Here is a 14,756-nt window from a genome sequence, read left to right as displayed (position 1 = left end):
CCGTCCCCGCGGTGACAAGCCATTCACGTGCTGAATGCCTAACCCTGGCGCTGCCTCGGGATCCGTTCGCAGTCAATGGCAAGCAGCGACGGGAAATCAAAGCGCTAACAGCGGAAAAACGGTCCAGCCGCTAAGGATCGAAGCTCCAGCTGGAGATGCCCTTCCAACCTGGCCGGCTCGATAGGCTCGAACCTATGACTGATGCCCGTGACCTCACCCTCCCCACGGGCTACATCGACCTGCTCGGAGAGCTCAAGAACCGGGTCCGGGCCGCACGCACGAGAGCGCTGCGAACGGTCAACACGCAGTTGATCGAGTTGTACTGGTCCATCGGGCAAGATGTCAGTGCCCAGCAGGAGCAACAGGGGTGGGGGAGTGGCGTCATCAAACGGCTGGCTGACGACCTTCGGGCGGAGTTCCCGGAGATGAAGGGATTCTCCGCCCGGAACGTTCAGTACATGACGACGTTTGCCCGGGCTTGGAATGGGGGTGCAATTGCGCAACAGCCTGTTGCGCAATTGCCGTGGGGCCACGTCACCGTGCTGCTGGACAAGCTTGTCGACCAAGAAAAGCGCGACTGGTACGCCTCAGAAGCCGTCGAATACGGCTGGTCGCGCAACGTCCTGATGAACATGATCATGAACAAAACTCTCGAGCGCACGGGGTCAGCGCCGTCGAACTTTGCGCAACAGCTTGTTGCGCAAGACTCGGAGCTAGCCCAGCAGGTGGCCAAGGACCCCTACTCTTTTGAGTTCCTTGGTCTGTCCGGAGAGGTCGCAGAACGGGACCTCGAGCAGGCTCTCATGGACCGCATCACCGAAACTCTTAGGGAATTGGGCCCCGGGTTCGCGTTCGTCGGGCGGCAAGTCCACTTCGACGTCGGCGGCGACGACTTCTACATCGACCTCCTCTTCTTTCACGTCGAGCAGCTCCGGTACTACGTAGTAGAACTGAAAACCGGCAAATTCCAGCCCGAATATGCGGGAAAACTCAACTTCTACATTGCCCTCGTCGACGACAGGCTCCGCCGCGAAACCCAGGCAGACACAGTGGGGATCCTGATCTGCGGCAGCAAGAACGACCACACCGTCCGCTACAGCCTCGGCCGCGCGACCTCACCCATGGCCGTGGCCTCCTACACCTACGACGCCCTGCCCGCAGACGTTCGCGATCAGCTGCCCGACGCCGACCGGCTCACCGCGGCGCTGGACTGGACCGAGGACTAGGTGACCTGGCGGTTTGCCCGGCGCGCAGCCCAGCAGGGCCTCCCGAACAGCGCTCTGACGCACGGTCCTCGGGCATCCCGGCCAGGACCCGGGTCGAGGTGTCGGGCTCTCGGACGGCGCCCGCCGGTCCTCGCGAGGGGAATCCCGGTCCAATGGTGTAGGTTGCATTTCCGTCCGGTAAGAACGTTAGAGAAGAGAATCACCGCAGTGGCAACCGATTACGACGAAGTACGTTCCGACGTCAAGGAATCACAGGAGCGCTCCCTCGAGGCGCTGCAATCCGCCAACGCCCCGGATGCCAGAAGCGTCGTCCGCGATCTCGACGAGGCCGACGCGCTGGATGACGCCATAACTCCCGGCGGAGAGTTCGTCGCCGAGGAACTGATCGTTCAGGTGATTCCCCAGGCCGAGGACGAGTTCACCTGCTACTCATGCTTCCTGGTCCGGCACCGTTCCCAGCTCACACGCGAAAAGAACGGCCACCCGTACTGCATCGAGTGTGAAAGCTAGCCCAGCCCCTCCCGGTACCCGCTCCAGCGGCAACCTCCTCAGGGGAAATAGCCGGTTAAGCCAGGCCTTCCGACCGGGGGAGTGGATCAGCGGGCGTACGGGGACACGTGCCTTTCTTCGTTGGGTTCCCTTGGTTAGGTCCGGCATATGAGGGGCAATTCTCACTTAGAGCTGCACCAGGCATACGGTGAAATCGTCCAGAACTTTTCTGCAGGGCGGTTACTGTCCTCGTGGCGCGGTCACCGGCTGCCTGCTGGCTGTAGGCCTTGATCTGCAGGAAAGAGCCGAGGCCGTGGAGGCCGGCGTGGGCGCTCGTCTTGGCTCGGGCAGAGGGGGCAGCTGTCGAAGCTGCCGACGGGGTGGGGGACGTCGTGGATGCTGAGGCGGCACTGAAGGCCGCGGCGGCCATGGCGCCGGCGGCCAGAACCGCTGCTGCTCCCACGCCGAGACGGGTCTTCAATGTGGGGGTTGTCGGCATCTGATTCCTTCCGCTCTCGAATCGTTGCGGGCCAAGGTACTTGTCCGACCTCCTGCCACTGCACGAGTCGATGCTGGGGGATAACTGAAGGCGATCTCCTGGTTCCTTTGAACAGGACCTACCACACAACGGCCGCCGGCCGCCGCCGCCGTGGTCGTCGTCGTCGGGATGGCCCCGGCCGCCGTGGCCGCCTCCGCCGCGACGGCGTGTCTCAGCCGAGCTTGAGCCGGTTGGCCGGCGGGAGGCTGTGGTTGGCGGCCAGAATCCGGAGCGCATCCATCGCGGTAGTCCGGTCCGCTGAATCCAGCAGTGGCCAGGACCGGTGCCCGGGATCGGCGAGCTCCTTGTGCAGCGTCAGGATGCGTGACTTGTCGCTGCCCTTCATCAGGGCCGCCGCGGCCAGAGGGGACTTGATGGTGGCACACAGGACGACGGCGTCATCGAGGTGCCGGTCCTTGTCGCGGGAGTCTTCGCGGTAGGCGGCCCCTTTGAGGACCAGCGCGCCGAGGGCATTCGGGATGCTGATGAGCACCGGCCCGTCATCGTCGGCTGTCATCCGGCAGTTCACGGTCCGCTGCAGGGCCTGAGTGCCGCCGGCGACCTGGAACGGCTTGCGTCCCCCGATCCTGGGAACCTTGGCCGGGGTAAGGTGGTCGGCGATCATAACGTCGATCTGCTGCTTGCCGCGGACGAACCGGTGGGCCGGGGCGTCATCCGAGATGGACTTTTCAAGCGTGTAGCCCAGCCCGGACAGGACTGCCATCACGGCCGCCGTCGTGGCAGCCCCTGTTTCGATGTGCAGCACGATGTCGACGTCAGCCGTTGGCCGGGAAACGGCCATGCCGGCCGCGGCCGCATGCAGCTGCACCATAAGGCCGCCGACCAGTGTCCACTGGGTTGAGGGCAGCGCCCTGGCCAGTTCGACGCACTGCGGCCACGGGGTTCCCCAGCCGCCCGGGGGCACCGGGACGTCCCAGATTTCGCGGCCGTCGGCGGTGGCCACCTCGGCCATGGCCGGCTCAGACATGGAGGAGCTCATCGATGACGCGTCGGCCGGCGCTGCGTTCGCGGGTGGCCAGGGATCCCATCAGATCCACCGCGACCGCGGCGACCGGCGCCCGGCCTTCGGTGAAAGGCTCGGCCAGCTCGACCTCGTGGATGATGGCGTTGCCGTCGGGGTCTTCGACCAGGCCGAAGGCATTGGCCAGCGCGGCCGCGTCACCGGCCATGACGTAACCTTCGGCGATCCCGCCGCCGCCGGACATGCCGAAGGTGTCAGCGGTGGTTTCGTCCCGCATGGCGGAGGCGCCGCTGGCGATCAGGTGGCTGTTCAGCGCGGCCAGTCCGTCCTGGGTAGCGCGGAAGCGGATGGTCTTATCCTTGTTCCGGGCCAGGACACAGACGGCGTCGGCGTCAAGCTCGCGGAGCCGGCTCTTCAGGCGGGACTTTTCGGAGGAGGAGATCCAGGTGGGGTTCTGGCCGGAGAGCAGGGCCATGGCGGCCCACGCTGTCTTCGCCGTCCACGCCCGGCCGGGCCGCGTGCCGGTGGCGGCCAGACGCTCAACGGATGACCGGTCTATCAACAGGGCTTTACCCACCCTCCCGGTGGTTGTCAGCTGGCCTGAGTGGATCAGACGGTGGATCGACATCGTGCTGCGGCCGAGCCGGTCGGCAGCCTCGGCCACCGTTATATCTCGCATTACATCCATACGCTAATGGTTCCGTGCTTAACGGGTAGTGTCAATACGCTAACAGTTATGAATCTATTGGTAAGTGTCAACCTGGGGCGGGATGAGGGGGTCGCAGCTCCGACCCCCCTCATTTTTAGACTGACGTGGCAGGCGGATCCGAGGCGGACACGCTCTTGGTCGCCGCAGTCGAGAGGTCGCTGGTCTTGGAGGATTCCGGATTGTCCTTCATTTCTTCTTGCAGGTATGAATGGGAACATCGACTGGACTCGGACAAAACCCCTGCACGTTGCGGCACAAGGGGCCTCGAACGCCTGGCGCGGAACTCCTCGGGAGAGGGGCCTGAATGATTCATCCGATGAGATACGCAGAGTACAGGGCGACATAATATCCGATATCGGTAGTTAACTATCGCTTATTTGGCGGAACAGCGCGCTCCGGCTGGACTGGGAGCCGCGCACCTTTGCTCGCCTGTCAGGACTCCTTCAGCACGCTGCTGATGAGGGCCTTCAGGGTGCTTTTCTCGGCGATGCCGAGCACGCGTGCTGCGACTCGGCCTTCTTTGTCCAGAACCAGGGTTGTAGGGACTGCACGCGGGGGAACGTAGTCGGACAAGGCCAGCAAGATAGCCCCGTCGGCGCCGTTAAAGCTCGGATAGGTTGTTCCAAAGGTCCGTTCGAAAGCGGCAGCTGTCGCGGCAGTATCGCGCAGGTTGATCCCATAGAACAGCACTCCGTCGCTTTTGTTTTCCTGATACAGGGTCTCCAGTGTGGGGGCTTCTGTGCGGCAGGGCGCGCACGCGGCGTACCAGGCGTTCAGAACCGTCACCGAGCCCCGCCATGCAGAGGAGTTGACGATGGTGCCGTCATAGAGCCGGCCCTCCATCTCCACCGGAGCGCTCCTGTCGTTGGGGGCGTACTCGGAGACGGAGCCGTCGCCGGCAATGTAGTTCTTGTTGTCCCCGGCCCGGGCTTGGGCGGCCAGGGAATCCGGGGCGGCGCAGCCGGTCAGCAGCAGCGCCCCGGATACCATGCCCAGCAGGAGGCTGCGCCGGCGGGGCAACGATGCACCGGCGGCAGGGGCGGGTCGGTAGGAGTTCATGATCCAGTCCTTTGCGTCTATACCGGGGTGGTGATGGTCCCGGCGAGGTTCTGCAGCTGGTAAATCCAGAGCATCCAGACCCCGGAGACCATCAGGAGCCCGACGAGGATAAGCAGCGAACCACCAATGATGTTGAACGTGCGGATGTGCCGGCGGATGAACCCCAGGGTCCTGGTGACCCAGTTCAGGCCCAGTGCCACCAGCACAAAGGGAATTCCCAGTCCCAGGCAATAGATGAAACCCAGCAGGGCACCGCGCCAAGGGTCCCCGGTGGTCGTGCTCAGCGCCAGGACGGCACTGAGCGTCGGACCCATGCACGGAGTCCATCCAAGGCCAAAGATCACACCGAGCAGCGGAGCCCCGGCGACGCCCGTCCTGGGCCGGAAGGAGAGCTTCTTCGTGGTCTGCAGGAAGGAGAAACTGCCGACCAGCACCAGGCCCATGAATACGACGAACACACCCAGGGCACGGATCAGCGCGTCCTGCCACTGCACCATCCAGCCGCCGATCACACCGAACGCCGCTCCATACAGGGTGAACACCGCGGCGAAACCGAGAATGAAAAGACCGACGCCGGTCAGGACCCGACGCCGGTTATCCGGCCGTGACGGGTCGGTCAGCCCGGAGACATAGCCCAGATACCCCGGCACCAGCGGAAGGATGCACGGAGAGATAAAAGAAACGACGCCGGCAGTCATAGCCAGCGGCATCGCCACCAACAAGGCACCGGACTGCACCATCTCGGCGAAATATCCGCCAATGCTCATCGGTGTCTCCTCGGTCAATATCTCGATGGTCCGCCAACCCGGCTGCAGCATCGCCCCGCCCGACCGGGGCGAAGGAGCACTCATGTCCAGGCTTTACGTGTGGAAGCGCGGGACGCAGGGAACGCCGCGGGACGCCTTGTCGATGTTACAGCATGAGGGCGATGGCATCCTAAAAATACGCTATCATCGTCACATGACGATTGAACCTGTGGTGTCCGCTGATCCGTGCAGCCGGCTCGATCCCGCAGCGGCGCTGTTTCATTCACTTAGTGACCCGACCCGGTTGAGCATCGTGAAGCGGATGGCCGGTGGTGAGGTCCGCGTCGGTGACCTCACCACCGAGCTGGGCCTGGCCCAGTCGACGGTATCTGCCCATGTCGCGTGCCTGCGCGATTGCGGCCTGGTCGAAGGCCGGGTACAGGGCCGCAGCGTGTACTACTCGCTGTCCCGTCCGGAACTGATGGACGTGCTTGCCCAGGCTGAGATCCTGCTTGCCGCGACCGGCAATGCGGTCAGCCTGTGCCCGAACTACGGCGCCGGCAGCACGGGTGTGCCCCTGATGAAAGAGTACGAACGATGAGTGACGCCTGCGGCTGCAGTGACGAGAAGACCGGGACCGGCGAGTCCGAAGAAGCGGCGGAAGCCGCAGGGTTCTGGCAGGTCCGAGAGGTCCGGGCAGCCGCCGTTTCCGGCTTCTTACTCCTCGCGGCGTGGATCGCTTCGCTCATCGGGGGACCCCAGTGGCTGACGCTTCCCCTGGAGGTCATTGCGCTGCTGGTTGCCGCGTGGACGTTCGTTCCTTCCACCCTCCGGCGCCTGGCGAAGGGCAAAATCGGGGTCGGCACGCTGATGACGATCGCCGCCGCCGGCGCGGTAGCCCTCGGGCAGTTCGAGGAAGCGGCTATGTTGGCCTTCCTTTACGCGATCTCCGAAGGCCTCGAGGAGTACTCGATGGCGAAGACCCGCCGTGGCCTGCGAGCCCTGCTGGACCTTGTCCCGGCGGAGGCGACCGTCCTGCGCGGCGGCATAGAAATCACCGTCCCCCCGGCAGAACTCATCCCCGGGGACCGGATGGTTATCCGGCCCGGCGAACGTCTGGCAACTGACGGCAGGATCATCACCGGCCGCACGTCCCTGGATACCTCGGCGCTTACCGGTGAATCCGTTCCGGTCGAGGCCGGGCCGGGAAGCGAGGTCTTTGCCGGGTCGATTAACGGCACCGGTCCGCTCGAGGTTGAAGTGACCAGCACCGCGGAGAACAACTCGCTGGCCAGGATCGTGCACATCGTGGAGGCCGAGCAGTCCCGTAAGGGACCGGGCCAGCGCCTGGCCGACTCCATCGCCAGCAAGCTCGTCCCGGGCATCCTGATCGCCGCGGTCCTGATCATTGTCTTCGGCTTCATCGTCGGGGAACCGCTGCTGTGGTTTGAACGCGCTCTCGTCGTCCTGGTCGCCGCCTCGCCCTGCGCACTGGCCATCTCCGTTCCCGTCACGGTGGTCGCTTCCGTGGGCGCGGCCAGCCGCATCGGCGTGCTCATCAAGGGCGGCGGCGCCCTGGAGACCCTCGGCAAAATCCGCACCATCGCACTGGACAAGACCGGAACACTCACCCGCAACAAGCCCGCTGTAATCGAGGTAGCCGCGACCGGCACAGCCACCCGGGAACACGTCCTGGCCCTGGCTGCCGGCCTGGAGGCCCGCAGCGAACACCCGCTGGCCCGCGCCATCCTTGCCGCCGCCGAAGACCGGGCGCCCGTCACCGACGTGGACACCGTCCCCGGCGCCGGTTTGGAAGGCCGGTTCGACGGCAGGACCGTCCGTCTCGGCCGCCCGGGCTGGATTGATGCCGGGCCCCTGACCGCCGAAGTCGAGAGGATGCAGCACGCAGGCGCCACCGCCGTCCTCATCGAGGACGACGACCAGGTCATCGGAGCGATCGCCGTCCGTGATGAGCTGCGGCCCGAAGCCCGCGAGGTCATCGCCAGGCTCGGCGCATCGGGTTACACCACGGCCATGCTCACCGGCGACAACCTCATCACAGCCACCGCGCTGGGTAAGGCCGCGGGCATCACCGAGGTTCACGCCGACCTTCGCCCCGAGGACAAAGCGGAAATCATCCGGACGCTCCAGAACCGCCAGCCCACCGCAATGGTCGGGGACGGCGTCAACGACGCCCCTGCCCTGGCGACCGCCGACACCGGCATCGCCATGGGTGCCATGGGCACCGACGTCGCGATCGAAACCGCCGACATCGCCCTGATGGGCGAGGACCTGAACCACCTGCCCCAGGTGCTGGACCATGCACGCAGGACCCGGCGCATCATGCTTCAAAACGTGGGGCTGTCCCTGCTGCTGATCGCTGTGCTGATCCCTCTGGCGCTGTTCGGAATCCTCGGCCTGGCCGCCGTGGTCCTGATCCACGAACTGGCCGAAATCGTGGTCATCGCCAATGGCGTCCGGGCCGGCCGGATCAGCCGCAAGACCGAGTTCACGTCCGCCCAGCCCTCCCCTGCACTGGAACCGTCAGTATGAGCACCGACGCGACCACCCGGCCCGGCGTTCCGGTTCGGTCGGCCCGACGGTTCAGGACGGTATTGCTGCTTTGGGCAGCCCTCCTGGCCGGGGCCGACCTCACCGTTAAGGCTCTGGCCGAAGCCGTGCTTTCCAACGGCACGACGACCGACCTGGGCCCAATCAGCATCCGGCTGCTTTACAACCGCGGTGTCGCGTTCAGCCTTGGCGAGGACCTGGCACCCTGGATAGTCATCGCCGCCACCGGGCTGATCATCGCAGCCCTGACCTGGTACACCCTCTCCTCCGCTCCTGCCATGACCAGACTCTCCCGGGCAGGAGCTGCCCTGCTGCTCGGAGGAGCCGCCGGGAACTTCATTGACCGGCTCGACGGGGACGGTGTCGTGGACTACCTTCACAGCGGCTGGTTCCCCACCTTCAACCTCGCCGACGTCTTCGTCACCACTGGAGTAGCCCTGTTGATCCTTGGCACCCTACGGTCCCCGCAAACACGGACCGGCGATTAACCGCCTGCTGCCGTTCACCGTTCGCCCGGATGATCCGTTCCGGGGTAAATGGGGGAAGAGGAGACGGCTGGGGCGATCCAGTGCAGGCAGGGCGGTCAGCACCGCCGGTATCCCCAGCGCCAGCGCGGACCACAAGGCGACGTACTCCCCCGGTCCTCCAACGGCGGCGGCTTCAACCCCGTCCACACCACGCGCCGGGACGACCGATCTGGAAGGAAACCACCTCCTATGACCAGCACCACCGATTCCGCCGGGAATGTGAAGTTAGACGACGACGTCAATACGCACAACAGCACCCAACCGGATCAACCCCGAATGACCAGCGACAAGCCGTTCGGATGGCTCCTGGTCATCGCCGGGGCCATCGGTTGGCTGGCCTCCGGCGCCCTGGTGCTGGAAAAACTCGAAGCACTGAAAAACCCCGCCTACAAGGCCGCCTGCGACATCAACCCCTGGATTTCCTGCGGCCAGGTCATGCAGACCTGGCAAAGTTCCGTTTTTGGCTTCCCCAACATGTTTATTGGAATCGTCGCCTTCGCCGTCATCGTCACCATTGGCGCGGCACTGCTCTCCGGGGCGAGCTTCGCCCGCTGGTACTGGGCGGGGCTCCAGACCGGCGTCACACTCGGCTTTGCCTTTGTGGTGTGGCTGTGGTCCCAGGCTCTGTACTCGATCCACATCCTCTGCCCCCTCTGCATGACAGTCTGGGCCGTCATGATCCCGCTGGTCGTGTGGGTAACGGCCCGAAACATCACACACGGAATCATCAAGGTACCTGCAGGCGCCGGCAGGATCCTCAGCGATTCCGGCTGGATCATCACGGCGCTGCTCTACACGGCCGTGATGGCCAGCATCTTCTTCGCCTTCATCCAGGTTTTCATCGGCACGTCAGGCTTCTAAAGAGGCCCAGTGCTCCTGAGATTGTCGTGAGGGGCAATCTAGAGGGCCTCGTCTTCCTGAAGGTGTCGTGAGCCGCCAAGTTTGGTTTTAGGGGCGTGAGCGGCAACGGACCAGTCAGTGGCGGTAGGTGGCCGCGTTGCGTGTTTCATAGGTGACCGCCTGTGAAACAGGGTTTGAGGTGTGGCTGGGTCGGGACCGATCGTGTTTCATGGGTGGGTTCATTTGGATCGATATTTGAAACGTATCTATGAAACAATTGCGGGGTGATGAGTGATGACTTCGAGCTTGTCGAGAGCAATGAGTGCCCTATGTCTTCCTGTGCCGCGCCGGCTGGGTCGCCGTGCCGGACGGGTCGGGGGAGAGTTGCGGTCCAGTACCACACGGCCCGGTTCCGGCTCGTTCCTTCATTGGCGAAGGCGTTGAGTGTGCCGACATTGCCGGTGCGCCGGCCGGGGTCGGTCTGGGTCCAGTTGCCGCGCCCGGCCGCGGCCGGTGCCGCGCCGGCGGGGCATGTGCGCATCGGGTATGCCCGTGCCTCGACCGTGCGGCAGTCACTGGATGCCCAGCTTGATTCGCTCAAGCGGGCCGGTGTTGCCCGGGTGTTTTCGGAGAAGATCTCGACCAGGGCGACGACGCGGCCCGAGCTTGAGCGGGCGGTGGCTCTGGCTGGGGAGATGCGGGTTTCCGGCGTGGAAGCCACCATCGTGGTGCACGAGCACAAGCGGCTCGGCCGCGGCCTGGAACTGGCGGCACTTGCTGAGCGGTTGAAGGCCTCCGGTATCGGCTTGGAGTTCCTCTCCGGGGAGTTGCAAGGCTTGCACGACCCATCGGGGATCGTGTTCACGGTGCTCGCGGCGTTGTCGGGGATGGAACGTGAGTACATTCGTACCCGCACCTTGGAGGGGCATGAGTCTGCCCGGGCGCGGGGCAAGACGATCGGCGGGGCATCGGTGACAGACGAGGCGATGCTCGCGTTGGCTTTGTACTTGCGTGAGCAGCAGCATAGTCTGCGCGACATCGCGGGCCGGCTGGTCATTGCCAAGGGCAGGAAGAAGGGTGGGCACCCGTCGCCGGCGACGGTGCTGCGGATGCTCCGTGAGCACGACGAGAAGGCAGAGGCGGCGCAGGTGTGAACGCCGGCGCGGGTCTTTCGTCGTCTTCGTCAGTGGCGTCCGGGTCCCGCAGTTCGAGGACGGTTCCTGGTGCCAGGTCGGGCAGAACAAAGCTGTAGGTGGGGGCCGCGGCCTGAGCATTCGATGGGTTCGGGGACCGCCCCGGCGGGGTGAACACTGGTTGTGGCTTTGACCGCGAGTACGTACGGGGTGTCCCGCTGCTGCAGTCCGAGGCGGAGGGCATTGATTTCGCCGTATACGGCGTCGGCAACAACCAGGGGCGGGACCAGCCCCCAGACGGAGAGCTCGTCGAGCATTTCCAGGGCCAGTTCCCAGGGCACGACGGGCGATCCTACCCGGGGCAAAGAGGTCTTCCGCCGGGCACCGGTGACCGGTCGTACGCTCTCCTGCTCCCTGCGGGATCAGGGTGTTGCCATCCGGTGGCCAGGAACGGAAGCGCTCCGGATCGAAGCATTCCGGTGTCCGGATGTGGTGCGCAGCGCTTCAAGGATCCCTACTGCGCTCAGCCTTGGACGCCGCCCGTGCAGACGGCCCCGGGTTCGGGGGTTTGCGGGCCCTGCCGGTATTTTTGGATGAACGTCGCCAGGCGCCCGTCGCTGCTGCTGTCCACTGAGAGTTGCTTGCCCCAGGCGGTCACGGTCACGGGCGACGCCTGTCCGGAGACGGGGCTGAGCAGAAGGTAGTCCTGATTGCCCGCCAGGGAGGTCAGTTCGGCGATCTGTTCCTTGGGCAGGTCCGGCCGGTAGGAGAGCCACACAGCGCCGTGTTCGAGGGAATGCACGGCCTGCATCTGCTCCACCGGGATGGTGTAGGTCCCGCAGTTCGTCCACACCGGCGCGTGGTCTCCGCCGGTGGCCGGGGTCCGGGGATAGCTGACGGGTTGGCGGGTGTGGTTCCGGGACTGGCCGGGGAAGTCCTGCTCACCTTCGACAGGCCGGGCCGCGGCTGCTTTGGCCTGCTCGCGCTGCTGCACCTCACCGACGAGCACGAACGTCACGGCACCGATGATCGAAGCGACCAGGACCGCGCCGGTGCCGTAGATCAGCCACGCCCTGCGCCTGTCTTTGGCGCGTTGCTTTGCCTGGCTGGCCTTCAGGATGGCTTTTCGTTCCGCGGCGCTCTTCCGTGATGGCGGCATTGTGGTGTCTCGCTTTCGTCGAAAGGGGTCAGAGTCTGCCGCGAAGTTCCTGCAGGGCGGTGATTTCCGCTGTTTGGGCTTCCATGATGCGGGCGGCGAAGTCCCGGACCTTGGACGTCTCGGCGAGACGGACGGCGGCCCTGGCCATCTCGACGCCGGCCTGGTGGTGGCGGATCATCATGTCGGTGAAGAGCCGGTCGGCCTCGGCGCCGGAATCGGATACCTGTGCCGGCGCCGCGGTCAGCCGGCCGATGGCGAAGAACGCCGCGGCCGTGAGGACCACGATCATGGCGAAAACGATCCACAGCCGCATAAACCGGGGCCGCCCCGCGCCCGGCTCCAGAGCCTCTGGTTCGTCGGGAGCGGGTGGGGGGCTGCCGATATCCATGCCCACATGATATCCACGCCCAAGGCCGGTCCTGCGGATGCACGGTTTGACTGGACAGCACCTCTACGTGCAGGGGCCCGCCGGTGGTGTCGGCCGGCGCCCGTCCATGGCTGGCCGGCCCAGGTCACCGGGGCCTCCGACAGAGGTTTTGATGGGCAGCGACGGCTGTGGGTGGACACCGGACCCGACCTGCCGCGTGGTGCTCGGTCGCCTCGCCGACACGCAGGGCACGAGGGCAGCCGTGACACGATGGACGCAGAATTGCCCGGCGCTGTGCGGTGTTTCGCGGCCAGAGATCAGTTCTCGATCTCGGCTGCCAGCTTGCCTTCGCTCACCGCTTTCACCAGCCCGCGATGATCGGATTCGGTCTGGTCGGCGTAGCCGGCCGCGTACTTGGCGAACGTGGCATCCATCTGCTCCCCGTCGCCGCAGTATCCGGCCAGCAGCCGGGGGTCGATCGAGCGGGAATGGGCGCGCGCGAGCAGGGCACCGGCCAGGCGCCCGTAGTCATCCAGGTGGTCCCGGTTGAGCGTTGTCGCGTCGATCTCGCCTTTCCGGTTGCGGAATTGACGGACGATGAACGGACGGCCCTGGATCGTTGTCCAGCCAAGGAAAAGATCGGTTTCGGCCTGCACCAGCCGCGCGCCGTGCACGATCCGCTCGCCCTCGTGTTCGGGCCGTGCGTGGCCCAGATAACCGTGCAGGACACTGGGTTGTGCCTGCTTGGCCTGCAGAACGAGTGTTTCCTCGCCGTTGCCGCGGAGCAGGATCAGGTAGTTGCGCAGTCCGACACTGCCGGTCCCCACCACACGGAAGGCCACGTCGGACACGGCGTAGCGGGCGAGCAGATGCCCGCGGGATTCGTGCAGGCTGTCCGCGTAGAGCGGCAGCCCGCCGATCACGGCGTCGGCCGTGGTTGCAGTCACGGCGCTGAGCACCGGCGGGTCGGGGACAAAACGCCAATGCTGGCCGTCCTGACGGGTCCACTTCGCTGCGATCCGTGCGCTGGTGTTTTTCCTGGCCTTGCGGGCGGCCAGGGCGAAGTCGTCCATCAGATCGTCGGCTTTCACCCGGTCCAGCACGGACTCGTCTCCCAGCGCGGTCCATGAGTCCAGGAACGGCAACCGGGCCAGATGCCCGATGGTGCCACGGTAGCTGCGCACCGCGTCCTCCGCGGCGTCGCGGCAGCCCGCCTCGGAGACGCCGCCGAGGCGGCCGGCGAGGATGAGGCTGGCGGTCAGGCGTTTGAGGTCCCATTCCCAGGGGCCCGGTGCCGTCTCGTCGAAGTCGTTGATGTCCATGACGATCCGGTCATCGCGGGTGCCGTACAGGCCGAAGTTCCCCGCGTGCGCGTCACCGCACAATTGTGCGTCCAGACCGCTGCGCGGCCCCGCGGCGAGGTCACCGGCCATCAGCCCGGCGCTTCCGCGGAAGAAAGCGAACGGAGAGGAAAGCATCCGGCCAATGCGCAGCGGGATCAGCTCCGGCAGCCGGCCCCGGTTGCTTGCCTCCACAAATTCCCGCACCGTGGGCCTGTCGGCGGCCAGGACAACAGTCCGATGCATCCGATGACCGGCAACGGCACACAACGCACGCCCGCGAGCGTAAACCTCCTCCGGGTCCACCCACTCACCCAACCCGGCCCCCACCCAGGCACCAGGATCATCCACCACAACCATTCCCCTCCCGGACGCGGAGTCCTTCTCGCTGCATGCCGGATTTCCGCCGCCCCGGTTGCCCTGTGTCTCGGCAGCGGGCGCTGGCCCTGCGACGAGCGGCCGCGTGCCGCTGCCTCAACGCCGCACGACAGGGCATGGCGAAGACCGGCCCTCATTTCCTCAACCTGCTCAGTGGTGCCGCCCTCGAAGCAGCCGCATCAGCCACCTGATGAACCCGCCCCCACGATTGCCCCCATGCCCTCGTCCGTGGCCGTCGTCGTGCCGGTCGTACCCGTGGCCGCCGCCATGCTCGTCGTGCCTATGGGCGTCACCCCTCCCGTACCCACGCTCGTCGCGCCCGTAACTTCCATGTCCGCCTTTGAATCTGCCGTGGTGTCCCATGACATCCCTTCGTTCATCGTTGTCCCGCGCGTCGGTGATCGGGCGCGAATACCCCGCTTTGAATGTATCGCTCTCCGCTTGGGAAGTCCTACGGCACGGCCAACGGAATGTTCCAATGCCGGTGAAGCTCTAGGGTTCCGGCGGGTAAACGAATTCCCGCGGCCGCGCGGTCGCCGGGGGTGCTGGTGCTTGCAGTCTGGATCGTCTCCCGTATCGGCGGTCCCGGATCGCGGCTCCTGCCCTCCCTTGTTGGCGACGTCTTCCTGGCCAGGTTCCCGATTCTGGCCGGTAAAATATTTCACAGTCTGTCTTCTCCAGAAGGTCGTTTT

The 14,756-nt window shown here is 65.5% G+C and carries 14 protein-coding genes and 2 pseudogenes; 8 read left to right on the top strand and 8 right to left on the bottom strand.

Annotated elements, in window-relative coordinates; translation table 11 throughout:
• The first annotated feature begins 194 nt into the window (after positions 1-194).
• Together ABC337_RS17775 and ABC337_RS17770 are read left to right on the top strand one after the other, a co-directional pair.
• Positions 195-1,226: a PDDEXK nuclease domain-containing protein gene (locus ABC337_RS17775; protein ID WP_412885061.1), complete on the top strand. Its 1,032-nt coding sequence runs from the start codon at positions 195-197 to the stop codon at positions 1,224-1,226.
• A gap of 207 nt (positions 1,227-1,433) precedes the next feature.
• The gene (locus ABC337_RS17770; RefSeq protein WP_253033713.1) at positions 1,434-1,736 is read left to right on the top strand and encodes a DUF4193 domain-containing protein; all 303 of its coding nucleotides are present in this window, start codon (positions 1,434-1,436) and stop codon (positions 1,734-1,736) included.
• Positions 1,737-2,425: 689 nt separating this feature from the next.
• Here the strand turns inward: ABC337_RS17770 and ABC337_RS17765 are convergent.
• From ABC337_RS17765 to ABC337_RS17750, 4 genes are all read right to left on the bottom strand, one after another.
• Entirely contained in the window at positions 2,426-3,241 is an 816-nt protein-coding gene (locus ABC337_RS17765) for a hypothetical protein (protein ID WP_412885062.1), read from the bottom strand.
• Positions 3,234-3,914: a helix-turn-helix domain-containing protein gene (locus ABC337_RS17760; RefSeq protein ID WP_043431406.1), complete on the bottom strand. Its 681-nt coding sequence runs from the start codon at positions 3,912-3,914 to the stop codon at positions 3,234-3,236. The genes ABC337_RS17765 and ABC337_RS17760 overlap by 8 nt, the downstream gene beginning before the upstream one ends.
• Positions 3,915-4,376: 462 nt before the next feature.
• Positions 4,377-5,003 carry a TlpA family protein disulfide reductase gene (locus ABC337_RS17755; protein WP_412885063.1) on the bottom strand — a complete coding sequence of 209 codons (627 nt, stop codon included), beginning with the start codon at positions 5,001-5,003 and terminating at the stop codon, positions 4,377-4,379.
• A 17-nt stretch (positions 5,004-5,020) separates the two neighbouring features.
• The gene (locus tag ABC337_RS17750; protein ID WP_253033711.1) at positions 5,021-5,770 is read right to left on the bottom strand and encodes a cytochrome c biogenesis CcdA family protein; all 750 of its coding nucleotides are present in this window, start codon (positions 5,768-5,770) and stop codon (positions 5,021-5,023) included.
• Positions 5,771-5,963: 193 nt separating this feature from the next.
• On the opposite strand from ABC337_RS17750, the gene ABC337_RS17745 reads away from it, so the two are divergent.
• From ABC337_RS17745 to ABC337_RS17725, 6 genes and pseudogenes are all read left to right on the top strand, one after another.
• Positions 5,964-6,350, top strand: coding sequence for an ArsR/SmtB family transcription factor (locus tag ABC337_RS17745; RefSeq protein WP_412885119.1), 387 nt, complete (start codon positions 5,964-5,966; stop codon positions 6,348-6,350).
• Positions 6,347-8,302, top strand: coding sequence for a heavy metal translocating P-type ATPase (locus ABC337_RS17740; protein ID WP_412885064.1), 1,956 nt, complete (start codon positions 6,347-6,349; stop codon positions 8,300-8,302). The genes ABC337_RS17745 and ABC337_RS17740 overlap by 4 nt, the downstream gene beginning before the upstream one ends.
• Positions 8,299-8,808 (top strand): signal peptidase II, encoded by a 510-nt coding sequence (gene lspA, locus ABC337_RS17735; RefSeq protein WP_412885065.1) that lies wholly within the window; start codon positions 8,299-8,301, stop codon positions 8,806-8,808. The genes ABC337_RS17740 and lspA overlap by 4 nt, the downstream gene beginning before the upstream one ends.
• A gap of 228 nt (positions 8,809-9,036) precedes the next feature.
• On the top strand, positions 9,037-9,708 hold the full coding sequence (locus ABC337_RS17730) for a vitamin K epoxide reductase family protein (protein ID WP_412885066.1): 672 nt from the start codon (positions 9,037-9,039) through the stop codon (positions 9,706-9,708).
• Between the two features lie 266 nt (positions 9,709-9,974).
• Positions 9,975-10,124, top strand: a pseudogene (locus tag ABC337_RS18550) (zinc finger domain-containing protein); the annotation flags it as partial.
• Positions 10,125-10,133: 9 nt separating this feature from the next.
• A complete protein-coding gene (locus ABC337_RS17725) occupies positions 10,134-10,841 on the top strand; it encodes a recombinase family protein (protein WP_412885067.1) in 708 nt (235 codons plus the stop codon).
• Between the two features lie 29 nt (positions 10,842-10,870).
• Here ABC337_RS17725 and ABC337_RS17720 read toward each other — a convergent pair.
• The 4 genes and pseudogenes from ABC337_RS17720 to ABC337_RS17705 all read right to left on the bottom strand — a co-directional run.
• Positions 10,871-11,191 (bottom strand): annotated as a pseudogene (locus ABC337_RS17720) (transposase); the annotation flags it as partial.
• A gap of 152 nt (positions 11,192-11,343) precedes the next feature.
• Entirely contained in the window at positions 11,344-11,979 is a 636-nt protein-coding gene (locus ABC337_RS17715; protein WP_412885068.1) for a thioredoxin-like domain-containing protein, read from the bottom strand.
• A 28-nt stretch (positions 11,980-12,007) separates the two neighbouring features.
• Positions 12,008-12,367, bottom strand: a complete 360-nt coding sequence (locus tag ABC337_RS17710) for a DUF305 domain-containing protein (RefSeq protein WP_412885069.1) — start codon at positions 12,365-12,367, stop codon at positions 12,008-12,010.
• Positions 12,368-12,663: 296 nt separating this feature from the next.
• A complete protein-coding gene (locus tag ABC337_RS17705; RefSeq protein WP_412893314.1) occupies positions 12,664-13,932 on the bottom strand; it encodes a DUF2252 domain-containing protein in 1,269 nt (422 codons plus the stop codon).
• Positions 13,933-14,756: the final 824 nt, after the last annotated feature.

This window comes from Arthrobacter phoenicis (assembly GCF_047238215.1).
GTDB lineage: Bacteria > Actinomycetota > Actinomycetes > Actinomycetales > Micrococcaceae > Arthrobacter.
Note: the sequence above shows the minus strand (reverse complement) of the source record. Positions and strands in the feature narration are given on the sequence as shown.